Here is a 19,468-nt window from a genome sequence, read left to right as displayed (position 1 = left end):
TGAATGACGGTCCGCGGGGAGCAATAGCTCCCCGCCCATGACAACTCCGCAACGGAGCCGACCTAATGAAAGATTTGGTGAAAGTCCTCAAATCGCAGTCACAGTCCGACGAGTTCGACGCGATCAAGATCACGCTCGCGTCGCCGGACATGATCCGCTCCTGGTCCTTTGGCGAGGTCAAGAAGCCGGAGACCATCAACTACCGGACTTTCAAGCCCGAGCGTGATGGCCTGTTCTGCGCCAAGATCTTCGGTCCGGTGAAGGACTACGAGTGCCTGTGCGGCAAGTACAAGCGCATGAAGCACCGCGGCATCATCTGCGAAAAGTGCGGCGTCGAAGTCACCAAGGCCGCCGTGCGCCGCGAGCGCATGGGGCACATCGAGCTGGCTAGCCCGGTCGCCCACATCTGGTTTCTGAAGTCGCTGCCGTCTCGCATCGGCATGCTGATGGACATGACCCTGCGCGACATCGAGCGCGTGCTCTATTTCGAGAGCTTCATGGTCGTCGATCCCGGCATGACCACCCTCGAGCGTGGCCAGCTGCTCAACGACGAGCAGTACTTTGAGGCCCTCGAGGAGTTCGGCGATGACTTCGACGCCCGTATGGGTGCCGAGGCCGTCCAGGCGATGCTCAAGGATATCGATCTCGAGGAAGAGATCGAGCGTCTGCGCGAAGAGATCCCGCAGACCAACTCCGAGACCAAGATCAAGAAGCTGTCCAAGCGTCTGAAGCTGCTCGAAGCCTTCCAGGGCTCCGGCAACGATCCTGCGTGGATGGTGATGGAAGTGCTGCCCGTGCTGCCGCCGGACCTGCGTCCGCTGGTACCGCTGGATGGCGGCCGCTTCGCGACCTCGGATCTCAACGATCTGTACCGTCGCGTGATCAACCGCAACAACCGCTTGAAGCGTCTGCTCGACCTCAACGCGCCGGACATCATCGTGCGCAACGAGAAGCGCATGCTGCAGGAGTCCGTCGATGCGCTGCTCGACAACGGTCGTCGCGGTCGCGCCATCACCGGCTCCAACAAGCGTCCGTTGAAGTCGCTGGCCGACATGATCAAGGGCAAGCAGGGGCGTTTCCGTCAGAACCTGCTGGGCAAGCGCGTCGACTACTCCGGCCGCTCGGTCATCACCGTGGGCCCGACCCTGCGTCTGCACCAGTGCGGTCTGCCCAAGAAGATGGCGCTTGAGCTGTTCAAGCCGTTCATCTACTCCAAGCTGCAGGCCAGCGGCCAGGCGTCCACCATCAAGGCCGCCAAGAAGATGGTCGAGCGCGAGCTGCCGGAGGTGTGGGACATCCTCGCCGACGTCATCCGCGAGCACCCGGTGCTTTTGAACCGCGCCCCGACCCTGCACCGTCTCGGTATCCAGGCGTTCGAGCCGCTGTTGATCGAAGGCAAGGCGATCCAGCTGCACCCGCTGGTGTGTGCCGCCTACAACGCCGACTTCGACGGTGACCAGATGGCCGTGCACGTGCCGCTGACGCTGGAAGCCCAGCTCGAAGCGCGCGCGCTGATGATGGCCACCAACAACGTGCTGTCACCGGCCAACGGCGAGCCGATCATCGTGCCGTCCCAGGACGTGGTGCTGGGTCTGTACTACATGACCCGCGAGCGCATCAACGCCAAGGGCGAGGGCATGGTGTTCTCCGACCTCAACGAGGTCGAGCGCGCCTTCGGCACCCAGAACGTGTCGCTGCACGCCCGCGTCAAGGTGCGCCTGGACGAGGTCGACATCGACGAAGAGACCGGCGAGCGCTCCGAGCACCGCCGTCTGCGTGACACCACCGTCGGCCGTGCGCTGCTGTTCCGCATCCTGCCGCAAGGGGTGCCCTTCGATCTGGTCGACCAGGCCATGAAGAAGAAGGCCATCTCCAAGCTGATCAACGAAGTGTATCGTCGCGCCGGTCTCAAGGCCGCGGTCATCTTCGCCGACCAGTTGATGTACACCGGCTTCCGTCTGGCCACCTGGTCCGGCGCCTCCATCGGCGTCAACGACTTCGTCATCCCGGACGCCAAGGCCGAGATCGTCGAGGCGGCCGAGGAAGAGGTCAAGGAAATCGAGGACCAGTTCTCCTCCGGTCTGGTGACCGCGGGTGAGAAGTACAACAAGGTCATCGATATCTGGGCGCGTGCCAACGACCAGGTCGCCAAGGCGATGATGGCGGGCATCTCCAAGGAGACCGTGATCGACCGCGAAGGCAAGGAAGTCGAACAGGACTCCTTCAACAGCGTGTTCATCATGGCCGACTCCGGTGCCCGTGGTAGCGCCGCCCAGATCCGCCAGCTGGCGGGTATGCGTGGTCTGATGGCCAAGCCGGATGGCTCGATCATCGAGACCCCGATCGTCGCCAACTTCCGTGAAGGTCTGAACGTACTCCAGTACTTCATCTCGACCCACGGTGCGCGTAAGGGTCTGGCGGATACCGCTCTGAAGACCGCCAACTCTGGTTACCTGACCCGTCGTCTGGTCGACGTCGCCCAGGACGTGGTCATCACCGAGGTCGACTGTGGCACCGAGCGTGGCCTGACCCTGCACCCGGTCATCGAAGGCGGCGACATCATCGTCTCGCTGGCCCAGCGTGTACTCGGCCGAGTGGTCGCTCAGGACGTCATCGACCCGAGCACCGACGAAGTGCTGATTCCGCGTGGCACCCTGCTGGACGAGGCCTGGTGCGAGCAACTCGACACCATGGGCGTCGACGAGATCATCGTGCGCAGCACCATCACCTGTGAAACCAGTCACGGTGTGTGTTCGTCCTGTTACGGGCGCGATCTGGCCCGCGGCCACCAGGTCAACATCGGTGAGTCGGCCGGCGTCATCGCCGCCCAGTCCATCGGTGAGCCGGGTACCCAGCTGACCATGCGTACCTTCCACATCGGTGGTGCCGCCTCGCGGGCTTCTGCGGTGGACAGCGTCCAGGTCAAGCATGGCGGCAAGGTGCGCCTGCACAACATCAAGTACGTGGAACGCGCCGACGGCAAGCTGGTCGTGGTGTCGCGCTCCAGCGCCCTGGCGGTGGCCGACGAGCATGGCCGCGAGCGTGAGTACTACAAGCTGCCTTACGGTGCCGAGCTTTCGGTGCGTGACGGTGATGCGGTCGATCCCGGCCAGGCCGTGGCCAAGTGGGATCCGCACACCCACCCGATCGTCGCCGAAGCGGAAGGCCAGGTGCACTACGTCGACATGGACGAAGGCCTGACCATGCACCGCAGCGTCGACGAGATGACCGGTCTGTCCTCGATCGAGATCATCGAGTCCGCGGCGCGGCCGATGGCCGGTCGCGACAAGCGCCCGATGATCATGCTCAACGACGCCGCCGGCAAGCCGGTGACCGTCTCCGGCAGCGACACTCCGGTGCAGTACCCGCTGCCCGGCAAGGCGATCGTCACCGTCGACAATGGCTCGTCCATCGGCATCGGTGAGATCGTCGCGCGTATCCCGGTGGAGGCGTCCGGCAACAAGGACATCACCGGTGGTCTGCCGCGCGTGGCCGACCTGTTCGAGGCGCGCAAGCCGAAGGAGCCGTCCATCCTGGCCGAGATCAGCGGTGTGATCAGCTTCGGCAAGGAAACCAAGGGCAAGCGTCGTCTGACCATCACCCCGTCCGAAGGCGACCCCTTCGAGATGCTGATTCCCAAGTGGCGTCAGATCGCGGTGTTCGAGGGCGAGACGGTCGAGAAGGGCGAGGTGATCTCGGATGGTCCGAGCAACCCGCACGACATCCTGCGACTGCTCGGCATCGCCGAGCTGGCCAAGTACATCGTGGCCGAGGTACAGGACGTCTATCGTCTGCAGGGCGTTGGCATCAACGACAAGCACATCGAAGTGATCGTGCGTCAGATGCTGCGCAAGGTCGAGATCACCGACGCCGGTGACTCCGACTTCATTCCGGGTGATCAGGTCGAGCTGGTCCGTGTGCTGGAGCAGAATGCCGTGCTCCAGGCCAATGACAAGTTCCCGGCCAAGTACCAGCGCCTGCTGCTGGGTATCACCAAGGCCAGCCTGGCCACCGAGTCGTTCATCTCTGCGGCCTCCTTCCAGGAGACGACCCGCGTGCTGACCGAAGCGGCGGTCACCGGCAAGCGCGACTACCTGCGCGGCCTGAAGGAAAACGTGGTGGTGGGACGTCTGATCCCGGCCGGTACCGGTCTGACCCACCACGAGGAGCGTCGTCGCAAGCGTGAAGACACCGAGCGACTGCTCCAGCCGTCGGCCTACGACGTCGAGCAGGAGCTGGGCGCCCAGCTCACCGCGCTGGACTCGGACGACGACGAGATCTGATGTCGGCAAAAAGCCTGGAGCCTTTGCGGCTCCGGGCTTGACGCGCCTTGGCATCAGCCAGTAGAATGCGCAGCCTTTAACAGTGGGGTGGGTGTATCCGCGCCACTGTGAAAAGGCTTAGGCAACCCATTGGAGTCAGCTAACAGCTATGGCAACGATTAATCAGCTCGTGCGCAAGCCGCGCAAGCGTCAGGCCGCGAAGACCGACGTGCCTGCGCTTCAGGCCTGCCCGCAGAAGCGCGGCGTCTGCACCCGCGTCTACACCACCACCCCGAAGAAGCCGAACTCCGCACTGCGGAAGGTCTGCCGTGTGCGCCTGACCAACGGCTACGAGGTGTCCTCTTACATCGGCGGTGAAGGCCACAACCTCCAGGAGCACTCTGTGGTCCTGATTCGTGGCGGTCGAGTAAAGGACCTTCCGGGTGTGCGTTATCACACCGTTCGCGGCGCTCTCGACACCTCCGGTGTCCAGAACCGTCGTCAGGGCCGTTCCAAGTACGGCACCAAGCGTCCGAAGTCCTAAGGGCTGCGTCGCTTTCCATTACCAAGTTTGACCCGGTCTGATAAGAGTAAGGTCGAGCCGCCAAGCGCGAGTCTCGGGTTTACCTGAAGGACCCTTCAACCGAGGGCTTATCATGCCTAGAAGAAGAGTTGCGGCCAAGCGCGAGATTCTGCCGGATCCCAAGTTCGGATCCGAGCGTCTGGCCAAGTTCATGAACCACCTGATGATCAGCGGCAAGAAGTCCGTAGCTGAGCGTATCGTCTATGGTGCGCTGGACAGGGTTGCCGAGCGTTCCAATGAAGAGCCGCTGGAAATCTTCGACAAGGCGCTGGAAACCATCCAGCCCATGGTCGAGGTGAAGTCTCGCCGCGTCGGCGGTGCGACCTATCAGGTGCCGGTCGAAGTCCGTCCGTCCCGCCGCCAGGCGCTTGCCATGCGCTGGCTGGTGGACGCCGCTCGCCGTCGTGGCGAGAAGACCATGGTGCAGCGTCTGGCTGGCGAAATGCTGGATGCAGCCGAAGGCAAGGGTTCGGCAGTCAAGAAGCGTGAAGACGTGCATCGCATGGCAGAAGCCAACAAGGCCTTCTCTCACTACCGCTTCTAAAGCGCATCGCCAACCAACGGGAGTTACATCGTGGCTCGCAAGACTCCGCTTAAGCGTTACCGCAATATCGGTATCGTGGCCCACGTCGACGCCGGTAAGACGACTACTACCGAGCGTGTCCTGTTCTACACCGGTCTGTCCCACAAGGTCGGTGAGGTCCATGAGGGCGCCGCCACCATGGACTGGATGGAGCAGGAGCAGGAGCGTGGTATCACCATCACCTCCGCGGCGACCACCTGCTTCTGGCAGGGCATGAACAAGCAGTTCGATGAGCACCGCATCAACATCATCGACACCCCTGGACACGTTGACTTCACCATCGAAGTCGAACGTTCCCTGCGTGTGCTTGACGGTGCCGTCGTCGTGCTGTGTGGCTCCTCCGGTGTGCAGCCGCAGACCGAGACCGTCTGGCGCCAGGCCAACAAGTACGAAGTTCCGCGCATGGTGTTCGTCAACAAGATGGACCGCAGCGGCGCTGACTTCTTCATGGTCGTCAACCAGCTGAAGGATCGTCTCGGCGCCAACGTCGTGCCGATCCAGATCAACTGGGGCTCCGAGGACGAGTTCAAGGGCGTCATCGACCTCATCCAGATGAAGGCCATCCTGTGGGATGAAGACAACTTCGGGATGAACTACGACCTCGTCGATATCCCGGCGGAGCTCCAGGAGACCGCCGAAGAGTATCGCGAGCAGATGGTCGAGGCCGCCGCCGAGGCGTCCGAAGAGCTGATGGACAAGTACCTCGAAGAGGGCGAGCTGACCAACGACGAGATCAAGGCTGGTCTGCGTCGTCGTACCCTCGACAACGAGATCGTGCTGGTCACTTGTGGCTCTGCGTTCAAGAACAAGGGCGTTCAGGCTGTTCTCGATGGCGTCATCGAGTACATGCCGTCACCCACCGAGGTCAAGGCGATCGAAGGTGAGCTCGACGACAAGGACGGCACCATCGCGACCCGTGAGGCCGATGACAGTGCGCCTTTCGCCGCGCTGGCGTTCAAGATCGCGACCGACCCCTTCGTTGGCACCCTGACCTTCATCCGCGTCTACTCCGGCGTGCTGAAGTCAGGCGACAGCGTCTACAACTCCGTCAAGCAGAAGAAGGAGCGCGTCGGTCGTATCGTCCAGATGCACTCCAACTCGCGCGAGGAGATCAAGGAAGTTCTGGCCGGCGACATCGCCGCCTGTATCGGCCTGAAGGACGTGACCACCGGTGATACCCTGTGCGACCTGAACGACAAGATCGTTCTCGAGCGCATGGAGTTCCCGGATCCGGTTATCTCCGTGGCCGTGGAGCCGAAGTCCAAGGCTGACCAGGAAAAGATGGGTATTGCACTGGGCAAGCTGGCCCAGGAAGATCCGTCCTTCCAGGTCAAGACCGACGAAGAGACTGGCCAGACCATCATCTCCGGCATGGGCGAGCTTCACCTCGACATCATCGTTGACCGCATGCGTCGCGAGTTCAAGGTCGAGGCGAACATCGGCAAGCCGCAGGTGGCCTACCGTGAGACGATTCGTCAGAGCGTCGAGCAGGAAGGCAAGTTCGTTCGTCAGTCCGGTGGTCGCGGTCAGTACGGTCACGTACACCTGCGCATCGAGCCGTTGACGGCCGAAGACAAGGGCGACGACGAAGAGATGCACTTCAAGTTCGCTTCCGAGATCGTCGGCGGCGTGGTTCCGAAGGAATACGTGCCGGCCGTCGAGAAAGGGGCCTATGAGCAGCTCCAGAACGGTGTCATCGCGGGCTACCCGATGATCGACGTCAAGGTAACGCTGTTCGACGGTTCCTACCACGACGTGGACTCCAACGAGACCGCGTTCAAGGTCGCCTCTTCCATGGCGATCAAGCAAGGCGCTCCCAAGGCCAAGGCAGTTCTGCTCGAGCCGGTGATGAAGGTCGAGGTCGTGACCCCTGAAGAATTCATGGGTGACGTCATGGGCGACCTGAACCGCCGCCGGGGCCTGGTCCAGGGTATGGATGACTCTTCCTCCGGCAAGGTCATTCGCGCCACCGTGCCGCTGGCTGAGATGTTCGGTTACGCAACCGACCTGCGCTCTCAGACCCAGGGCCGCGCAAGCTACACCATGGAGTTTGCGGACTACGAAGAGGCGCCGTCCAGCGTCGTTGAAGCCGTCATCAACCAGAACGGTTAACCGTTAGCTAACGAAAGAGGTCATAGCAGTGGCTAAGGAAAAATTCGAACGTTCCAAACCGCACGTCAACGTCGGCACCATCGGTCACGTCGACCACGGCAAGACTACCCTGACGGCGGCCCTGACTCGCGTTTCTGCCGAGGTGTTCGGCGGTGACTGGCGTGAGTTCGACACCATCGACAATGCTCCGGAAGAGCGTGAGCGTGGTATCACCATCGCCACCTCTCACGTCGAGTATCAGTCCGAGGAGCGTCACTACGCTCACGTCGACTGCCCGGGACACGCTGACTACGTCAAGAACATGATCACCGGTGCTGCCCAGATGGACGGCGCTATCCTGGTCTGTTCCGCTGCTGACGGCCCCATGCCGCAGACTCGCGAGCACATCCTGCTGTCTCGTCAGGTTGGCGTTCCGTTCATCGTCGTGTTCCTGAACAAGGCCGACATGGTCGACGACGAAGAGCTGCTCGAGCTGGTCGAGATGGAAGTTCGTGAACTTCTGTCCGAGTACGACTTCCCGGGCGACGACACTCCGATCATCACCGGCTCTGCCCTGATGGCTCTGGAAGGCAAGGACGACAACGGCATGGGTACTACCGCCGTTGCAAACCTGATCAAGGCTCTGGATGCTTACATCCCCGAGCCGGAGCGTGCTGTCGACCAGCCGTTCCTGATGCCGATCGAAGACGTGTTCTCCATCTCTGGTCGCGGTACCGTTGTGACCGGTCGTGTCGAGCGCGGCATCGTCAAGCCGGGCGAAGAGATCGAGATCGTTGGTATCAAGGACACCACCAAGACTACCGTTACCGGTGTCGAGATGTTCCGTAAGCTGCTCGACGAAGGTCGTGCTGGCGAGAACGTCGGTGCCCTGCTGCGTGGTACCAAGCGTGACGAAGTCGAGCGTGGTCAGGTTCTGGCCAAGCCGGGCACCATCACTCCGCACACCCAGTTCGAGGCGGAAGTGTACGTGCTGAGCAAGGACGAGGGTGGTCGTCACACTCCGTTCTTCAAGGGCTACCGTCCGCAGTTCTACTTCCGTACCACCGACATCACCGGTACCTGTGAACTGCCGGAAGGCGTCGAGATGGTCATGCCGGGCGACAACGTCCAGATGGTCGTCAACCTGATCGCTCCGATCGCCATGGACGAAGGTCTGCGCTTCGCCATCCGCGAAGGCGGCCGTACCGTCGGCGCTGGCGTCGTGGCCAAGATCCTGGTCTAAATCAGACCGGTGATCACCGAAGGGGGCTCCGCAAGGAGCCCCCTTTTCTGCGCATCGTCATTGAGGGTTTGACTCTCGATGGCGCGGCGCATATAATGCGCATCCTTTGAATGCGTGGGTTGACGGCTCGCGCCGTCAAGTTCCATTGGAGTTAGGGCAAATGCAGAACCAGAAGATTCGCATTCGGTTGAAGGCTTTCGACCATCGCCTGATCGACCAGTCCGCCGCGGAGATTGTTGAAACCGCCAAGCGTACCGGCGCCCAGGTTCGTGGTCCGATTCCTCTGCCGACCAATCGCGAGCGTTACACCGTGCTGGTTTCCCCGCACGTGAACAAGGACGCCCGTGATCAGTACGAGATTCGTACCCACAAGCGTGTGCTCGACATCGTCGAGCCGACCGAGAAGACCGTTGATGCCCTGATGAAGCTCGACCTCGCCGCTGGCGTGGACGTGCAAATCAAGCTCGACTGATATCACTAGACACTCGCGGCCCAGCGTCCCTCTCATCCAGTAGAGGTTCAGCAGCCGCCACGCCGGGATGGCGTTACACAACGTGCTAGTGGAATGCTCTGGAAAGGGCAGCCATAGCGGGTGATAGCCCCGTACACTAAAGGAGACTAAGCATGACTATCGGTTTGGTCGGTAGGAAGGCCGGCATGACCCGTGTCTTCACCGAAGACGGCGCGTCTGTGCCCGTAACCGTTATCGAGGTTGATCCCAACCGCGTGACCTGCGTGAAGTCTGTCGAATCTGACGGCTACGCCGCGGTCCAGGTGACAACCGGCTCCCGCAAAGCCAAGCATCTGTCCAAGGCCCAAGCTGGCCTGTACGCCAAGGCAGGTGTCGAGGCTGGTCGTTCCCTGATGGAGTTCCGCCTGAGCGAAGGCGACGAAGCTCCGGAAGTGGGCGGCGAACTCACCGTATCCCTCTTCGAAGCTGGTCAAAGCGTTGACGTGACCGGCACCTCCAAGGGTAAGGGCTTCCAGGGCGCAGTGAAGCGCTGGAACTTCCGTACCCAGGACAACAGCCACGGTAACTCTCTGTCCCACCGTGCTCCGGGTTCCATCGGCATGTGCCAGACCCCGGGCCGCGTGTTCAAGGGCAAGAAGATGGCCGGCCAGATGGGCAACGCACGTTGCACCGTTCAGAGCCTGGAAATCGTCCGTGTCGATGCCGAGCGCAACCTGCTGCTGATCAAAGGCGCCGTTCCTGGTGCTACCGGCAGTGATGTCATCGTGCGCAGCGCCGTCAAAGCTGGCTGAAGGGGAACTTTCCAATGAATCTGAATCTTGCAGGTGCAAGCGCCGGGACCGTTGAGCTGTCCGACGCTACCTTTGGCAAAGAATTCAACGAAGCGCTCGTGCACCAGGTCGTCACCGCCTATCTGGCTGGTGGTCGTCAGGGCACCCGCGCCCAGAAGAACCGCTCCGACGTCCGTGGCGGCGGCAAGAAGCCGTGGCGCCAGAAGGGCACCGGTCGCGCTCGCGCCGGTACCATTCGCTCGCCGATCTGGCGCAGCGGTGGTGTGACCTTCGCGGCCCGTCCGCAGGACCACTCCCAGAAGGTCAACCGCAAGATGTACCGTGCGGCCATGCGCTCGATTCTGTCCGAGCTGGTCCGTCAGGAGCGTCTTGTTGCCGTTGATGCCTTCTCTGTCGAGTCACCCAAAACCAAGCAGCTGGTCGCCAAGCTTTCCGACCTGGGCCTGGAGAAGGTGCTGATCGTCACCGAAGAAGTCGACGAGAACCTGTACCTGGCAGCCCGCAACATCCCCAACGTGGATGTGGTGGACGTCGCCGCCGCCGACCCGGTCAGCCTGGTCGCCTTCGACAAGGTCCTGGCTACCGTCTCCGCACTGCGCAAATTCGAGGAGAAGCTGGCATGAACCAGGAGCGTGTATTCAAGGTTCTGCTTGGTCCGCACGTGACCGAGAAGGCCGCCATGGCCGCCGAGCGTAACCAGTACGTGTTCAAGGTGGCGAGTGACGCAACCAAGCCCGAGATCAAGGCTGCCGTCCAGGAGCTGTTCGGCAAGAAGGTCGATCGCGTTTCTGTTCTGAACGTGAAGGGCAAGACCAAGCGCACCGCGCATGGTGTTGGTATGCGCAAGGGTTATCGCAAGGCGTACGTGACACTGGCCGCCGGCGAGACGCTTGAAGACTTCTCTGGCGCCGAGTAAAGGCAGGAGTACGGATCATGGCAATCGTCAAGACAAAACCCACATCCGCCGGTCGTCGCCACGTCGTCAAGATTGTTGGTGAGGAACTGTACAAGGGCCGCGCTTACGCGCCGTTGCTCGAGAAGCAGTCCAAGTCCGGTGGTCGTAACAACCAGGGTCGCATCACCACTCGCCACGTCGGCGGTGGTCATCGCAACCACTATCGGATCATCGACTTCAAGCGCACCAAGGATGGCGTTCCGGCCATCGTCGAGCGCCTGGAGCATGACCCGAACCGTAGCGCCCACATCGCGCTGCTGAAGTACATCGACGGTGAGCGTCGCTACATCATCGCCCCCAAGGGCGTGAGTGCCGGTGATCGCCTCGAGTCCGGCGTCAATGCGCCGATCAAGAAGGGCAACGCACTGCCGCTGCGCAACATCCCGCTGGGTTCCACGGTGCACTGCATCGAACTGAAGCCTGGCAAGGGTGCTCAGGTCGCACGCAGCGCCGGTACCAGCGCCCAGCTGGTGGCTCGTGAAGGCAACTACGCCACCCTGCGTCTGCGCTCCGGCGAGATGCGCAAGGTGCTGGCCGAGTGCCGCGCGACCCTGGGTGAGGTGAGCAATTCCGAGCACAGCCTGCGTCAACTTGGCAAGGCCGGTGCAAAGCGCTGGAGAGGTGTGCGCCCGACTGTTCGCGGTGTCGCGATGAACCCGGTGGATCACCCGCACGGTGGTGGTGAAGGCCGCACCAGCGGTGGTCGTCATCCGGTGTCCCCGTGGGGTATGCCCACCAAGGGCCACAAGACCCGCAAGAACAAGCGCACCGACAAGCTGATCGTCCGCCGCCGCAAGGCTCGCGGTTAAGATCCCACGCCAAGACATTAAGAGGTAACGGCTGTGCCACGTTCACTGAAGAAAGGTCCTTTTGTAGACCTTCATCTGCTGAAAAAGGTTGAGACTGCAGCGGAAAAGAACGATCGCAAACCGATCAAGACCTGGTCGCGTCGTTCAATGGTCCTGCCCAACATGGTCGGGCTCACCATTGCAGTCCATAACGGTCGCCAACACGTCCCGGTGCACGTCTCCGAGGAAATGGTTGGCCACAAGCTGGGCGAATTCGCTGCTACCCGCACCTATCGCGGCCATGCGGCGGATAAGAAAGCCAAACGGTAAGCCAGAGAGGATTAAGAGATGGAAGTCACAGCAAAGCTGCGTGGCGCCAGTTTATCCGCCCAGAAGGCCCGTTTGGTGGCTGATCAGGTGCGCGGTAAGCCTGTCGCCGAAGCAATCGACCTGCTGACCTTCTCACCGAAGAAGGCGGCCAAGCTGGTCAAGAAGGTGCTGCAGTCCGCCATCGCGAATGCGGAAGAAAACAACGGCATGGACATCGACGAGCTGCGCGTCTCGACCATCTGTGTCGATGAGGGTACGACGCTCAAGCGCATCCGTCCGCGCGCCAAAGGCCGTGCGGATCGCATTTTGAAGCGCACTTGCCACATCACCGTCAAGGTAGCCGAGAAGTAGGAGTCGACCAGATGGGTCAGAAAGTCAATCCGACAGGCATCCGACTGGGTATCGTCAAAGACCATACCTCTGTCTGGTACGCCGAGCGCGGCGCCTATGCCGATAAGCTCAACAACGACCTCGCGGTGCGTAGCTTCCTGGAAGAGCGTCTGAAAAACGCCTCCGTTAGCAAGATCACCATCGAGCGTCCCGCGAACAACGCGCGCATCACCATTCACACTGCCCGTCCGGGTATCGTGATTGGCAAGAAGGGCGAAGATGTCGATCGCCTGCGTCGCGACGTCACCGAGATGATGGGCGTGCCTGTTCACGTCAACATCGAGGAAGTTCGCAAGCCCGAGCTGGATGCTCAGCTCGTCGCACAGAACATTGCCGGCCAGCTCGAGCGCCGTGTGATGTTCCGTCGCGCCATGAAGCGCGCTGTCCAGAACGCCATGCGTCTGGGCGCTGGCGGCATCAAGGTGCAGCTCTCCGGTCGCCTCGGCGGCGCGGAAATTGCCCGCACCGAGTGGTACCGCGAAGGTCGTGTTCCGCTGCATACCCTGCGTGCGGACATCGATTACGCCACCTACGAAGCCAAGACCACCTACGGCATCATCGGTGTCAAGGTCTGGGTCTTCAAGGGTGAAATCCTCGGGGGCATCGAGGAGGTCCGCGCCAAGGCGAAGCAGAGCCAGGCAGCGCCCTCCAAGAAGAAAGGTTCCAGGTAAGGGGAGAGCGATTCGATGTTACAACCCAAGCGTACAAAATTCCGTAAGGTGCAGAAGGGCCGCAACCGTGGCCTGGCGCATCGCGGAAGCAAAGTGAGCTTCGGCGAGTTCGGCCTCAAGGCCACCGGCCGCGGTCGTGTCACCGCCCGTCAGATCGAAGCTGGCCGTCGTGCCATCACCCGTCACGTCAAGCGTGGCGGCAAGATCTGGATCCGTGTCTTCCCGGACAAGCCGATTTCCAAGAAGCCCCTGGAAGTCCGGATGGGTAAAGGTAAGGGCTCCGTCGAGTACTGGGTCGCACAGATCCAGCCCGGTCGTGTCCTTTACGAGATCGAAGGCGTTTCCGAGGAACTGGCCCGCGAAGCTTTCGCACTGGCCGCCCAGAAATTCCCGGTCTCCACCACCTTTGTGAAACGGACGGTGATGTGATGAAAGCCCAGGAAATTCGTGAAAAGTCCGCCGAGCAGCTCAATGAGCAGCTCCTCGAACTCCTCCGCGAGCAGTTCAACCTGCGCATGCAGAAGGCCACCGGCCAGCTGAGCCAGACTCATCTGCTCAAGCAGGTTCGTCGGGATATCGCCCGCGTGAAGACTGTGCTCAACGAGAAGGCAGGTGTCTGAGATGGCCGAAGAGAAAAAAGCCCGTACGCTCACCGGCAAGGTGGTGAGCGACAAGATGGACAAGTCCATCGTTGTAATGATCGAGCGTCGTGAGCGCCACCCGATCTACGGCAAATACGTTAAGCGCTCCACCAAGCTGCACGCCCACGACGAGACCAACCAGGCCAAGGCCGGTGACACGGTATCCATCCAGGAATGCCGTCCGCTGTCCAAGAAGAAGGCCTGGACCCTGGTCGAGGTTGTCGAACAGGCCAAGGGTTAAGGCCACGGCCTTAACCTCGTGCAGTCAGTTTAGGTTTGGAGAAAACCGATGATTCAGACTCAGACAATGCTGGATGTCGCCGACAACAGCGGAGCGCGCCGGGTGCAGTGCATCAAGGTGCTGGGTGGCTCACACCGCCGCTACGCTCGCGTTGGTGACGTCATCAAGGTCACGGTGAAGGAAGCTATTCCGCGCGGCAAGGTCAAGAAAGGCCAGGTGCTGAAAGCGGTAGTTGTCCGGACCCGCAGTGGCGTCCGTCGCAGCGACGGTTCGCTGATTCGCTTCGATGGAAATGCGGCCGTCTTGTTGAACAACACCAACGAGCAGCCGATCGGTACCCGTATCTTCGGGCCGGTGACGCGTGAACTTCGCAACGAGAAGTTCATGAAGATCATTTCCTTAGCGCCTGAAGTGCTGTAAGGGAGCGAGGCGACATGCAAAAGATCAAACGTGATGATGAAGTGATCGTCATCGCCGGCAAGGACAAGGGTAAGCGCGGTACCGTGAAGCGCGTCCTCAAGGACGAGCGGTTCGTGGTAGCGGGTGTGAACATGATCAAGCGTCACACCAAGCCGAACCCCATGGCCGGCAATCAGGGCGGTATCGTCGAGCGCGAGGCTCCGATTCACGCGTCCAACGTAGCCATCTTCAATCAGGAGACCGGTAAGGCGGATCGCGTCGGCTTCCAGATCAAGGAAGACGGTACCAAGGTACGTATCTACAAGTCGACGCAAGCGCAGATCGACGCCTAACGCGAGTCGGGTAGCAAAATGGCGAACTTGAAAGAACGTTATCAAAACGAGGTGGTGGCTCAACTGAAAGAGCAGTTCAGCTACGCCAACGTTATGCAGGTACCCCGGATCACCAAGGTGACTCTGAACATGGGTATCGGCGAAGCGACCAGCGATAAAAAGCTGATCGACGCTGCCGTCGGCGACCTGGAGAAGCTCTCCGGTCAGAAGCCGATGGTGACCAAGGCACGTAAGTCCATCGCGGGCTTCAAGGTGCGTGAAGGCTGGCCGATCGGCGTGAAGGTCACACTGCGCAGTGAGCGCATGTGGGACTTCCTCGATCGCCTGGTGAATATCGCGATCCCCCGCGTTCGTGACTTCCGTGGTCTCAACCCGAAGTCCTTCGACGGTCGTGGCAACTACAGCATGGGGGTGCGTGAGCAGATCATCTTCCCGGAGATCGAGTATGATAAGATCGACCGGATTCGTGGTCTGGATGTCACCATCACCACCACTGCCAACACCGATGACGAAGGTCGTGCGCTCTTGAGTGCACTGAACTTCCCGTTCAAGAAATAGGGGTGGGATCATGGCAAAGAAGAGCATGATTGAGCGTGAGCTGAAGCGCACGCAACTGGTTGAGAAGTATGCTGCCAAGCGTGCCGAGCTCAAGGCGATCATCCAGGACGTGAACAGCTCCGATGAGGAGCGCTTCGATGCGCAGCTGAAGTTGCAGTCGCTGCCGCGTGACTCCAGCCCCGTGCGTCAGCGTAACCGCTGCCGCGTGACTGGCCGTCCGCACGGCTACTACAACAAGTTCGGCCTTGGCCGTAACAAGCTGCGTGAAGCCGCCATGCGTGGCGACGTGCCCGGACTGAAGAAGTCCAGCTGGTAACGCCACGTAGAATCATCAGGAGCGCAAGTTAAATGAGCATGCAAGACACTCTGGCGGATATGTTTACCCGTATCCGCAATGCGCAGCAGGCCACCAAGGAGACGGTCACCATGCCGTCCTCCAAGATCAAGGTTGAAGTGGCCCGCGTGCTGAAAGAAGAGGGTTACATCACTGACTTCGCCGTGAGCGAATCAGCCAAGCCCGAGCTGACCGTCAGCCTCAAGTACTTCGAAGGCAAGCCGGTCATCGAGCATCTGCAGCGGGTTTCCAAGCCGTCCCTGCGTAGTTACAAGGGCAAGGATGCGCTGCCGAAGGTCGCCGATGGCCTGGGTGTCGCGATCGTCACCACCTCCAAGGGTGTGATGACCGATCGTGCCGCGCGTCAGGCTGGTGTCGGCGGCGAAGTCCTCTGCACCGTATTCTAGGAGTTTGGAATGTCCCGCGTAGCCAAATATCCGGTTAAAGTGCCCGCTGGCGTCGAGGTCAAGATCGACGGCGCCACGCTGACCGCCAAAGGCGGTCAGGGCACCCTCTCCATGCCCGTTCACGACGATGTCGTGGTCGCGCAGGAAGATGGCCAGCTGACCTTCCAGCCGAGCAAATCTGCTAAGAGCTGGGCCATGGTCGGCACCACCCGTGCCCTGGTTCAGAACCTGGTCACCGGCGTGTCCGAGGGCTTTACCAAGTCTCTCGAAATCATCGGCGTCGGTTATCGCGCTCAAGCGAAAGGCCAGACGCTCAACCTGACACTGGGCTTCTCTCACCCGGTCGACTATCAACTGCCTGAAGGTGTCACGGCGGAAACGCCGAAGAACACCGTCATCGTGCTGAAGAGCGCGGACAAGCAGAAGCTCGGCCAGGTCGCAGCGGAAATCCGCGCTTTCCGTCCGCCTGAACCCTACAAGGGCAAGGGTGTGCGTTACGCGGATGAGCAGGTCCGCCGTAAAGAAGCCAAGAAGAAGTAAGGCAGGGTTATGAACGCGAAGAAAGAATCTCGTCTCCGTCGTGCCCGCCGCGCTCGCGCGAAGATCCGCGAGCTGGGCGTGTCTCGCCTGTGCGTCAATCGTACCCCCCGTCACATCTACGCGCAGATTATCTCGCCGGATGGTGGCAAGGTCCTGGCCAGCGCTTCCACGCTGGACAAGAGCCTGCGCGAGGGTTCGACCGGCAATGCAGACGCCGCAGCCAAAGTTGGTGCGCTGATCGCTGAACGCGCCAAGGAAGCGGGCATCACCCAGGTGGCCTTCGACCGCGCTGGCTTCAAGTACCACGGTCGTGTGAAGGCCCTGGCCGACGCCGCACGTGAAGGCGGCCTGGAATTCTAAAGGGTTTTACGATGGCGAAGAACGAACAGCAAAACGGCGATCTGCAGGAAAAGCTCGTGCAGGTCAACCGTGTCGCCAAGGTGGTCAAGGGTGGCCGTATTTTCGGCTTCACCGCTCTGACTGTCGTGGGCGACGGTAACGGTCGCGTCGGCTTCGGTCGTGGCAAGGCACGTGAAGTGCCGGTCGCGATTCAGAAGGCGATGGACCAGGCGCGCCGCAACATGATCAAGGTGAACCTGGTCGGCGGTACCCTCCAGTATCCGGTCAAGGCACGTCATGGCGCCTCCAAGGTGTACATGCAGCCGGCCTCTGACGGTACTGGTATCATCGCCGGCGGCGCCATGCGCTCCGTGCTGGAATTGGCCGGCGTGCACAACGTGCTGGCCAAGTGCTATGGCTCCACCAATCCGGTGAACGTGGTCCGCGCGACCGTGAATGGCCTGGCTTCCATGCAGTCGCCGGAAGACGTGGCCGCCAAGCGCGGTCTCTCAGTCGAAGCGATCACGGGGTAATACACCATGGCAGCTACGATCAAGGTTACCCAGACCCGCAGCACCATCGGCACGTTGGCCAAGCACAAGGCCACCATGAAGGGCCTCGGCCTGCGCCGCATCGGTCACACGGTTGAACTGGAAGACACCCCTGCCGTTCGCGGCATGATCCACAAGGTCAACTACCTTGTGCGTGTTGAGGGAGAGTAATCCATGAAACTTAACAGCCTGAGCCCGGCACCGGGCTCCAAGCACGCTGAAAAGCGCGTCGGTCGTGGCATCGGTTCCGGTCTGGGCAAGACCGGCGGCCGTGGCCACAAGGGCCAGAAGTCGCGCAGCGGTGGCAGCGTGAAGCCCGGCTTCGAGGGCGGTCAGATGCCCCTGCAGCGTCGTCTGCCGAAGTTTGGTTTCACCTCCGCCAAGTCTTTGGTTTCCGAGGAAGTCCGCCTGGCCGAGCTGGCCAAGGTCGCGGGTGACGAAGTCACTCTGGAAAGCCTCAAGGAAGCCAATGTGCTGAAGGATTCCACGCAGCATGCGAAGGTGATCCTTTCCGGCGATCTGAACAAGGCGGTCACCGTTCGCGGTCTGCGGGTCACCAAGGGTGCCCGCGCAGCGATCGAAGCCGCCGGTGGCAAGGTAGAGGACTAAATGGCCAAGTCAGGAAACATGCCGGCGATGGGCAGCGGTCTGAGTGAACTGTGGGCGCGTCTGCGCTTCGTGCTCCTCGCCATCGTGGTCTACCGTATCGGTGCCCACATACCCGTTCCCGGTATCAATCCTGACCAGCTTGCTGCCTTGTTCAGGGAGCAGCAGGGCACCATCCTGGGCATGTTCAACATGTTCTCGGGCGGTGCCCTGGAGCGCATGAGTATCCTCGCCCTCGGCATCATGCCGTACATCTCGGCGTCGATCATCATGCAGCTCCTGACCGCCGTCTCGCCCCACCTCGAGCAGTTGAAGAAGGAGGGCGAGAGCGGCCGCCGCAAGATCAGCCAGTACACGCGCTACGGCACGGTGGTGCTGGCCCTGGTTCAGGCCACCGGCATGTCCGTGGGTCTGGCCAGCCAAGGCATTGCCTATACGGCCGATCTCAGCTTCTATTTCACCGCGATCATCACCTTCGTGAGTGGCGCGGTGTTCTTGATGTGGCTGGGTGAGCAGATCACCGAGAAGGGCATCGGCAACGGCATTTCGCTGCTGATCTTCGCGGGTATCGTCGCCGGCCTGCCCGGAGCTGTGGCTCAAGCCTTCGAGCTTGCCCGCAACGAGGGCGCGTGGAATGTGTTGCCGCTGTTGGCGCTTAGCCTTCTGGGTATCGCCACCGTGGCGTTCGTCGTGTTCATCGAACGCGGCCAGCGCCGGATTACGGTGAACTACCCGCGCCGCCAGGTAGGCAACAAGATGTATGCAGGGCAGAGCAGCTACCTGCCGCTCAAGGTCAACATGGCGGGTGTCATTCCGGCCATCTTTGCCTCGAGCATCCTGTTGTTCCCCGCCTCACTCGGTCAGTGGGTAGGTGCGGGCGACGGCATGGAATGGTTGCAGCGCGCGTCCCAGGCGTTGGCCCCAGGTCAGCCCCTTTATATCTTGCTTTTCGCGGCGGCGGTGGTATTCTTCTGCTTCTTTTACACAGCGCTGGTCTTCAACCCCAAGGATGTGGCCGACAACCTCAAGAAGTCGGGTGCCTTCCTGCCGGGGATTCGTCCTGGCGAGCAGACCGCTCGTTATGTCGACAAGGTCATGACTCGTCTGACCCTGTTCGGCGCTCTCTACATCACTGCGGTTTCCCTGATGCCCCAGTTCCTGATCGTAGCGTGGAACGTGCCGTTCTTCTTTGGCGGTACCTCGCTGCTGATCGTGGTCGTGGTCATCATGGACTTCATGGCCCAGGTGCAGTCGCACCTCATGTCGCACCAGTATGAGTCGGTGATGAAGAAGTCCAACCTGAAAGGCTACGGTAGCGGCGGCATCATGCGCTAAGGCGC

The 19,468-nt window shown here is 61.2% G+C and carries 27 protein-coding genes; all 27 read left to right on the top strand.

Annotated features, from left to right (window positions below):
• Positions 1-65 precede the first annotated feature (65 nt).
• The 27 genes from rpoC (at position 66) to secY (ending at position 19,463) form a co-directional block, all read left to right on the top strand.
• Complete coding sequence (gene rpoC, locus NH448_RS11810) at positions 66-4,283, top strand: DNA-directed RNA polymerase subunit beta' (RefSeq protein ID WP_045990866.1); 4,218 nt, start codon at positions 66-68, stop codon at positions 4,281-4,283.
• Between the two features lie 148 nt (positions 4,284-4,431).
• Positions 4,432-4,806, top strand: coding sequence for a 30S ribosomal protein S12 (gene rpsL, locus NH448_RS11805; RefSeq protein ID WP_045990865.1), 375 nt, complete (start codon positions 4,432-4,434; stop codon positions 4,804-4,806).
• Between the two features lie 112 nt (positions 4,807-4,918).
• A complete protein-coding gene (gene rpsG, locus NH448_RS11800) occupies positions 4,919-5,389 on the top strand; it encodes a 30S ribosomal protein S7 (protein WP_023007554.1) in 471 nt (156 codons plus the stop codon).
• Between the two features lie 30 nt (positions 5,390-5,419).
• Positions 5,420-7,540 carry an elongation factor G gene (gene fusA, locus NH448_RS11795; RefSeq protein WP_045990864.1) on the top strand — a complete coding sequence of 707 codons (2,121 nt, stop codon included), beginning with the start codon at positions 5,420-5,422 and terminating at the stop codon, positions 7,538-7,540.
• 28 nt (positions 7,541-7,568) lie between these two features.
• Complete coding sequence (tuf, locus tag NH448_RS11790) at positions 7,569-8,762, top strand: elongation factor Tu (RefSeq protein WP_045990863.1); 1,194 nt, start codon at positions 7,569-7,571, stop codon at positions 8,760-8,762.
• 160 nt (positions 8,763-8,922) lie between these two features.
• Positions 8,923-9,234 carry a 30S ribosomal protein S10 gene (gene rpsJ, locus NH448_RS11785; RefSeq protein ID WP_045990862.1) on the top strand — a complete coding sequence of 104 codons (312 nt, stop codon included), beginning with the start codon at positions 8,923-8,925 and terminating at the stop codon, positions 9,232-9,234.
• Between the two features lie 152 nt (positions 9,235-9,386).
• Positions 9,387-10,025 (top strand): 50S ribosomal protein L3, encoded by a 639-nt coding sequence (gene rplC, locus NH448_RS11780; protein ID WP_045990861.1) that lies wholly within the window; start codon positions 9,387-9,389, stop codon positions 10,023-10,025.
• Positions 10,026-10,039: 14 nt separating this feature from the next.
• Positions 10,040-10,648: a 50S ribosomal protein L4 gene (gene rplD / locus NH448_RS11775; protein ID WP_045990860.1), complete on the top strand. Its 609-nt coding sequence runs from the start codon at positions 10,040-10,042 to the stop codon at positions 10,646-10,648.
• Positions 10,645-10,941 carry a 50S ribosomal protein L23 gene (gene rplW / locus NH448_RS11770; RefSeq protein WP_045990859.1) on the top strand — a complete coding sequence of 99 codons (297 nt, stop codon included), beginning with the start codon at positions 10,645-10,647 and terminating at the stop codon, positions 10,939-10,941. Before rplD ends, rplW begins: the two co-directional genes overlap by 4 nt.
• A 17-nt stretch (positions 10,942-10,958) precedes the next feature.
• The gene (rplB, locus tag NH448_RS11765; protein ID WP_045990858.1) at positions 10,959-11,789 is read left to right on the top strand and encodes a 50S ribosomal protein L2; all 831 of its coding nucleotides are present in this window, start codon (positions 10,959-10,961) and stop codon (positions 11,787-11,789) included.
• Between the two features lie 33 nt (positions 11,790-11,822).
• Complete coding sequence (gene rpsS / locus NH448_RS11760) at positions 11,823-12,098, top strand: 30S ribosomal protein S19 (protein ID WP_045990857.1); 276 nt, start codon at positions 11,823-11,825, stop codon at positions 12,096-12,098.
• Between the two features lie 18 nt (positions 12,099-12,116).
• On the top strand, positions 12,117-12,449 hold the full coding sequence (gene rplV, locus NH448_RS11755; RefSeq protein WP_045990856.1) for a 50S ribosomal protein L22: 333 nt from the start codon (positions 12,117-12,119) through the stop codon (positions 12,447-12,449).
• An 11-nt stretch (positions 12,450-12,460) separates the two neighbouring features.
• The gene (gene rpsC / locus NH448_RS11750; RefSeq protein ID WP_045990855.1) at positions 12,461-13,159 is read left to right on the top strand and encodes a 30S ribosomal protein S3; all 699 of its coding nucleotides are present in this window, start codon (positions 12,461-12,463) and stop codon (positions 13,157-13,159) included.
• Between the two features lie 15 nt (positions 13,160-13,174).
• A complete protein-coding gene (rplP, locus tag NH448_RS11745; RefSeq protein ID WP_045990854.1) occupies positions 13,175-13,588 on the top strand; it encodes a 50S ribosomal protein L16 in 414 nt (137 codons plus the stop codon).
• Positions 13,588-13,779, top strand: a complete 192-nt coding sequence (gene rpmC / locus NH448_RS11740) for a 50S ribosomal protein L29 (RefSeq protein ID WP_045990853.1) — start codon at positions 13,588-13,590, stop codon at positions 13,777-13,779. Before rplP ends, rpmC begins: the two co-directional genes overlap by 1 nt.
• Position 13,780: 1 nt before the next feature.
• Positions 13,781-14,041: a 30S ribosomal protein S17 gene (rpsQ, locus tag NH448_RS11735; protein WP_045990852.1), complete on the top strand. Its 261-nt coding sequence runs from the start codon at positions 13,781-13,783 to the stop codon at positions 14,039-14,041.
• Positions 14,042-14,089: 48 nt separating this feature from the next.
• Positions 14,090-14,461 (top strand): 50S ribosomal protein L14, encoded by a 372-nt coding sequence (gene rplN, locus NH448_RS11730; protein WP_009723896.1) that lies wholly within the window; start codon positions 14,090-14,092, stop codon positions 14,459-14,461.
• A gap of 14 nt (positions 14,462-14,475) precedes the next feature.
• Positions 14,476-14,793 carry a 50S ribosomal protein L24 gene (rplX, locus tag NH448_RS11725; protein ID WP_045990851.1) on the top strand — a complete coding sequence of 106 codons (318 nt, stop codon included), beginning with the start codon at positions 14,476-14,478 and terminating at the stop codon, positions 14,791-14,793.
• 18 nt (positions 14,794-14,811) lie between these two features.
• On the top strand, positions 14,812-15,351 hold the full coding sequence (gene rplE, locus NH448_RS11720) for a 50S ribosomal protein L5 (protein WP_045990850.1): 540 nt from the start codon (positions 14,812-14,814) through the stop codon (positions 15,349-15,351).
• Positions 15,352-15,361: 10 nt separating this feature from the next.
• A complete protein-coding gene (gene rpsN, locus NH448_RS11715; RefSeq protein WP_045990849.1) occupies positions 15,362-15,667 on the top strand; it encodes a 30S ribosomal protein S14 in 306 nt (101 codons plus the stop codon).
• 32 nt (positions 15,668-15,699) lie between these two features.
• Positions 15,700-16,092 carry a 30S ribosomal protein S8 gene (gene rpsH, locus NH448_RS11710; RefSeq protein WP_045990848.1) on the top strand — a complete coding sequence of 131 codons (393 nt, stop codon included), beginning with the start codon at positions 15,700-15,702 and terminating at the stop codon, positions 16,090-16,092.
• A gap of 9 nt (positions 16,093-16,101) precedes the next feature.
• The gene (gene rplF / locus NH448_RS11705) at positions 16,102-16,632 is read left to right on the top strand and encodes a 50S ribosomal protein L6 (RefSeq protein WP_045990847.1); all 531 of its coding nucleotides are present in this window, start codon (positions 16,102-16,104) and stop codon (positions 16,630-16,632) included.
• Positions 16,633-16,641: 9 nt separating this feature from the next.
• On the top strand, positions 16,642-16,992 hold the full coding sequence (rplR, locus tag NH448_RS11700; RefSeq protein ID WP_045990846.1) for a 50S ribosomal protein L18: 351 nt from the start codon (positions 16,642-16,644) through the stop codon (positions 16,990-16,992).
• Between the two features lie 11 nt (positions 16,993-17,003).
• Positions 17,004-17,504, top strand: a complete 501-nt coding sequence (gene rpsE, locus NH448_RS11695; protein WP_045990845.1) for a 30S ribosomal protein S5 — start codon at positions 17,004-17,006, stop codon at positions 17,502-17,504.
• Positions 17,505-17,510: 6 nt separating this feature from the next.
• Positions 17,511-17,693 carry a 50S ribosomal protein L30 gene (gene rpmD / locus NH448_RS11690; protein WP_045990844.1) on the top strand — a complete coding sequence of 61 codons (183 nt, stop codon included), beginning with the start codon at positions 17,511-17,513 and terminating at the stop codon, positions 17,691-17,693.
• Between the two features lie 3 nt (positions 17,694-17,696).
• Positions 17,697-18,131: a 50S ribosomal protein L15 gene (gene rplO, locus NH448_RS11685; protein WP_045990843.1), complete on the top strand. Its 435-nt coding sequence runs from the start codon at positions 17,697-17,699 to the stop codon at positions 18,129-18,131.
• Positions 18,132-19,463: a preprotein translocase subunit SecY gene (gene secY, locus NH448_RS11680; RefSeq protein ID WP_045990842.1), complete on the top strand. Its 1,332-nt coding sequence runs from the start codon at positions 18,132-18,134 to the stop codon at positions 19,461-19,463.
• Positions 19,464-19,468: the final 5 nt, after the last annotated feature.

The sequence above is a fragment of the Halomonas sp. OfavH-34-E genome (assembly GCF_024124525.1).
Classification (GTDB): domain Bacteria; phylum Pseudomonadota; class Gammaproteobacteria; order Pseudomonadales; family Halomonadaceae; genus Halomonas; species Halomonas litopenaei.
The sequence above is the reverse complement of the archived record's forward strand: the minus strand, read 5'-3'. Positions and strand labels throughout refer to the sequence as shown.

Coding starts and splice junctions, on each gene's coding strand:
- rpoC (WP_045990866.1), top strand. CDS start 66: ATGAAAGATTTGGTGAAAGTCCTCAAATCGCAGTCACAGTCCGACGAG.
- rpsL (WP_045990865.1), top strand. CDS start 4,432: ATGGCAACGATTAATCAGCTCGTGCGCAAGCCGCGCAAGCGTCAGGCC.
- rpsG (WP_023007554.1), top strand. CDS start 4,919: ATGCCTAGAAGAAGAGTTGCGGCCAAGCGCGAGATTCTGCCGGATCCC.
- rpsJ (WP_045990862.1), top strand. CDS start 8,923: ATGCAGAACCAGAAGATTCGCATTCGGTTGAAGGCTTTCGACCATCGC.
- rplC (WP_045990861.1), top strand. CDS start 9,387: ATGACTATCGGTTTGGTCGGTAGGAAGGCCGGCATGACCCGTGTCTTC.
- rplD (WP_045990860.1), top strand. CDS start 10,040: ATGAATCTGAATCTTGCAGGTGCAAGCGCCGGGACCGTTGAGCTGTCC.
- rplW (WP_045990859.1), top strand. CDS start 10,645: ATGAACCAGGAGCGTGTATTCAAGGTTCTGCTTGGTCCGCACGTGACC.
- rplB (WP_045990858.1), top strand. CDS start 10,959: ATGGCAATCGTCAAGACAAAACCCACATCCGCCGGTCGTCGCCACGTC.
- rplV (WP_045990856.1), top strand. CDS start 12,117: ATGGAAGTCACAGCAAAGCTGCGTGGCGCCAGTTTATCCGCCCAGAAG.
- rpsC (WP_045990855.1), top strand. CDS start 12,461: ATGGGTCAGAAAGTCAATCCGACAGGCATCCGACTGGGTATCGTCAAA.
- rplP (WP_045990854.1), top strand. CDS start 13,175: ATGTTACAACCCAAGCGTACAAAATTCCGTAAGGTGCAGAAGGGCCGC.
- rpmC (WP_045990853.1), top strand. CDS start 13,588: ATGAAAGCCCAGGAAATTCGTGAAAAGTCCGCCGAGCAGCTCAATGAG.
- rpsQ (WP_045990852.1), top strand. CDS start 13,781: ATGGCCGAAGAGAAAAAAGCCCGTACGCTCACCGGCAAGGTGGTGAGC.
- rplN (WP_009723896.1), top strand. CDS start 14,090: ATGATTCAGACTCAGACAATGCTGGATGTCGCCGACAACAGCGGAGCG.
- rplX (WP_045990851.1), top strand. CDS start 14,476: ATGCAAAAGATCAAACGTGATGATGAAGTGATCGTCATCGCCGGCAAG.
- rplE (WP_045990850.1), top strand. CDS start 14,812: ATGGCGAACTTGAAAGAACGTTATCAAAACGAGGTGGTGGCTCAACTG.
- rpsN (WP_045990849.1), top strand. CDS start 15,362: ATGGCAAAGAAGAGCATGATTGAGCGTGAGCTGAAGCGCACGCAACTG.
- rpsH (WP_045990848.1), top strand. CDS start 15,700: ATGAGCATGCAAGACACTCTGGCGGATATGTTTACCCGTATCCGCAAT.
- rplF (WP_045990847.1), top strand. CDS start 16,102: ATGTCCCGCGTAGCCAAATATCCGGTTAAAGTGCCCGCTGGCGTCGAG.
- rplR (WP_045990846.1), top strand. CDS start 16,642: ATGAACGCGAAGAAAGAATCTCGTCTCCGTCGTGCCCGCCGCGCTCGC.
- rpsE (WP_045990845.1), top strand. CDS start 17,004: ATGGCGAAGAACGAACAGCAAAACGGCGATCTGCAGGAAAAGCTCGTG.
- rpmD (WP_045990844.1), top strand. CDS start 17,511: ATGGCAGCTACGATCAAGGTTACCCAGACCCGCAGCACCATCGGCACG.
- rplO (WP_045990843.1), top strand. CDS start 17,697: ATGAAACTTAACAGCCTGAGCCCGGCACCGGGCTCCAAGCACGCTGAA.
- secY (WP_045990842.1), top strand. CDS start 18,132: ATGGCCAAGTCAGGAAACATGCCGGCGATGGGCAGCGGTCTGAGTGAA.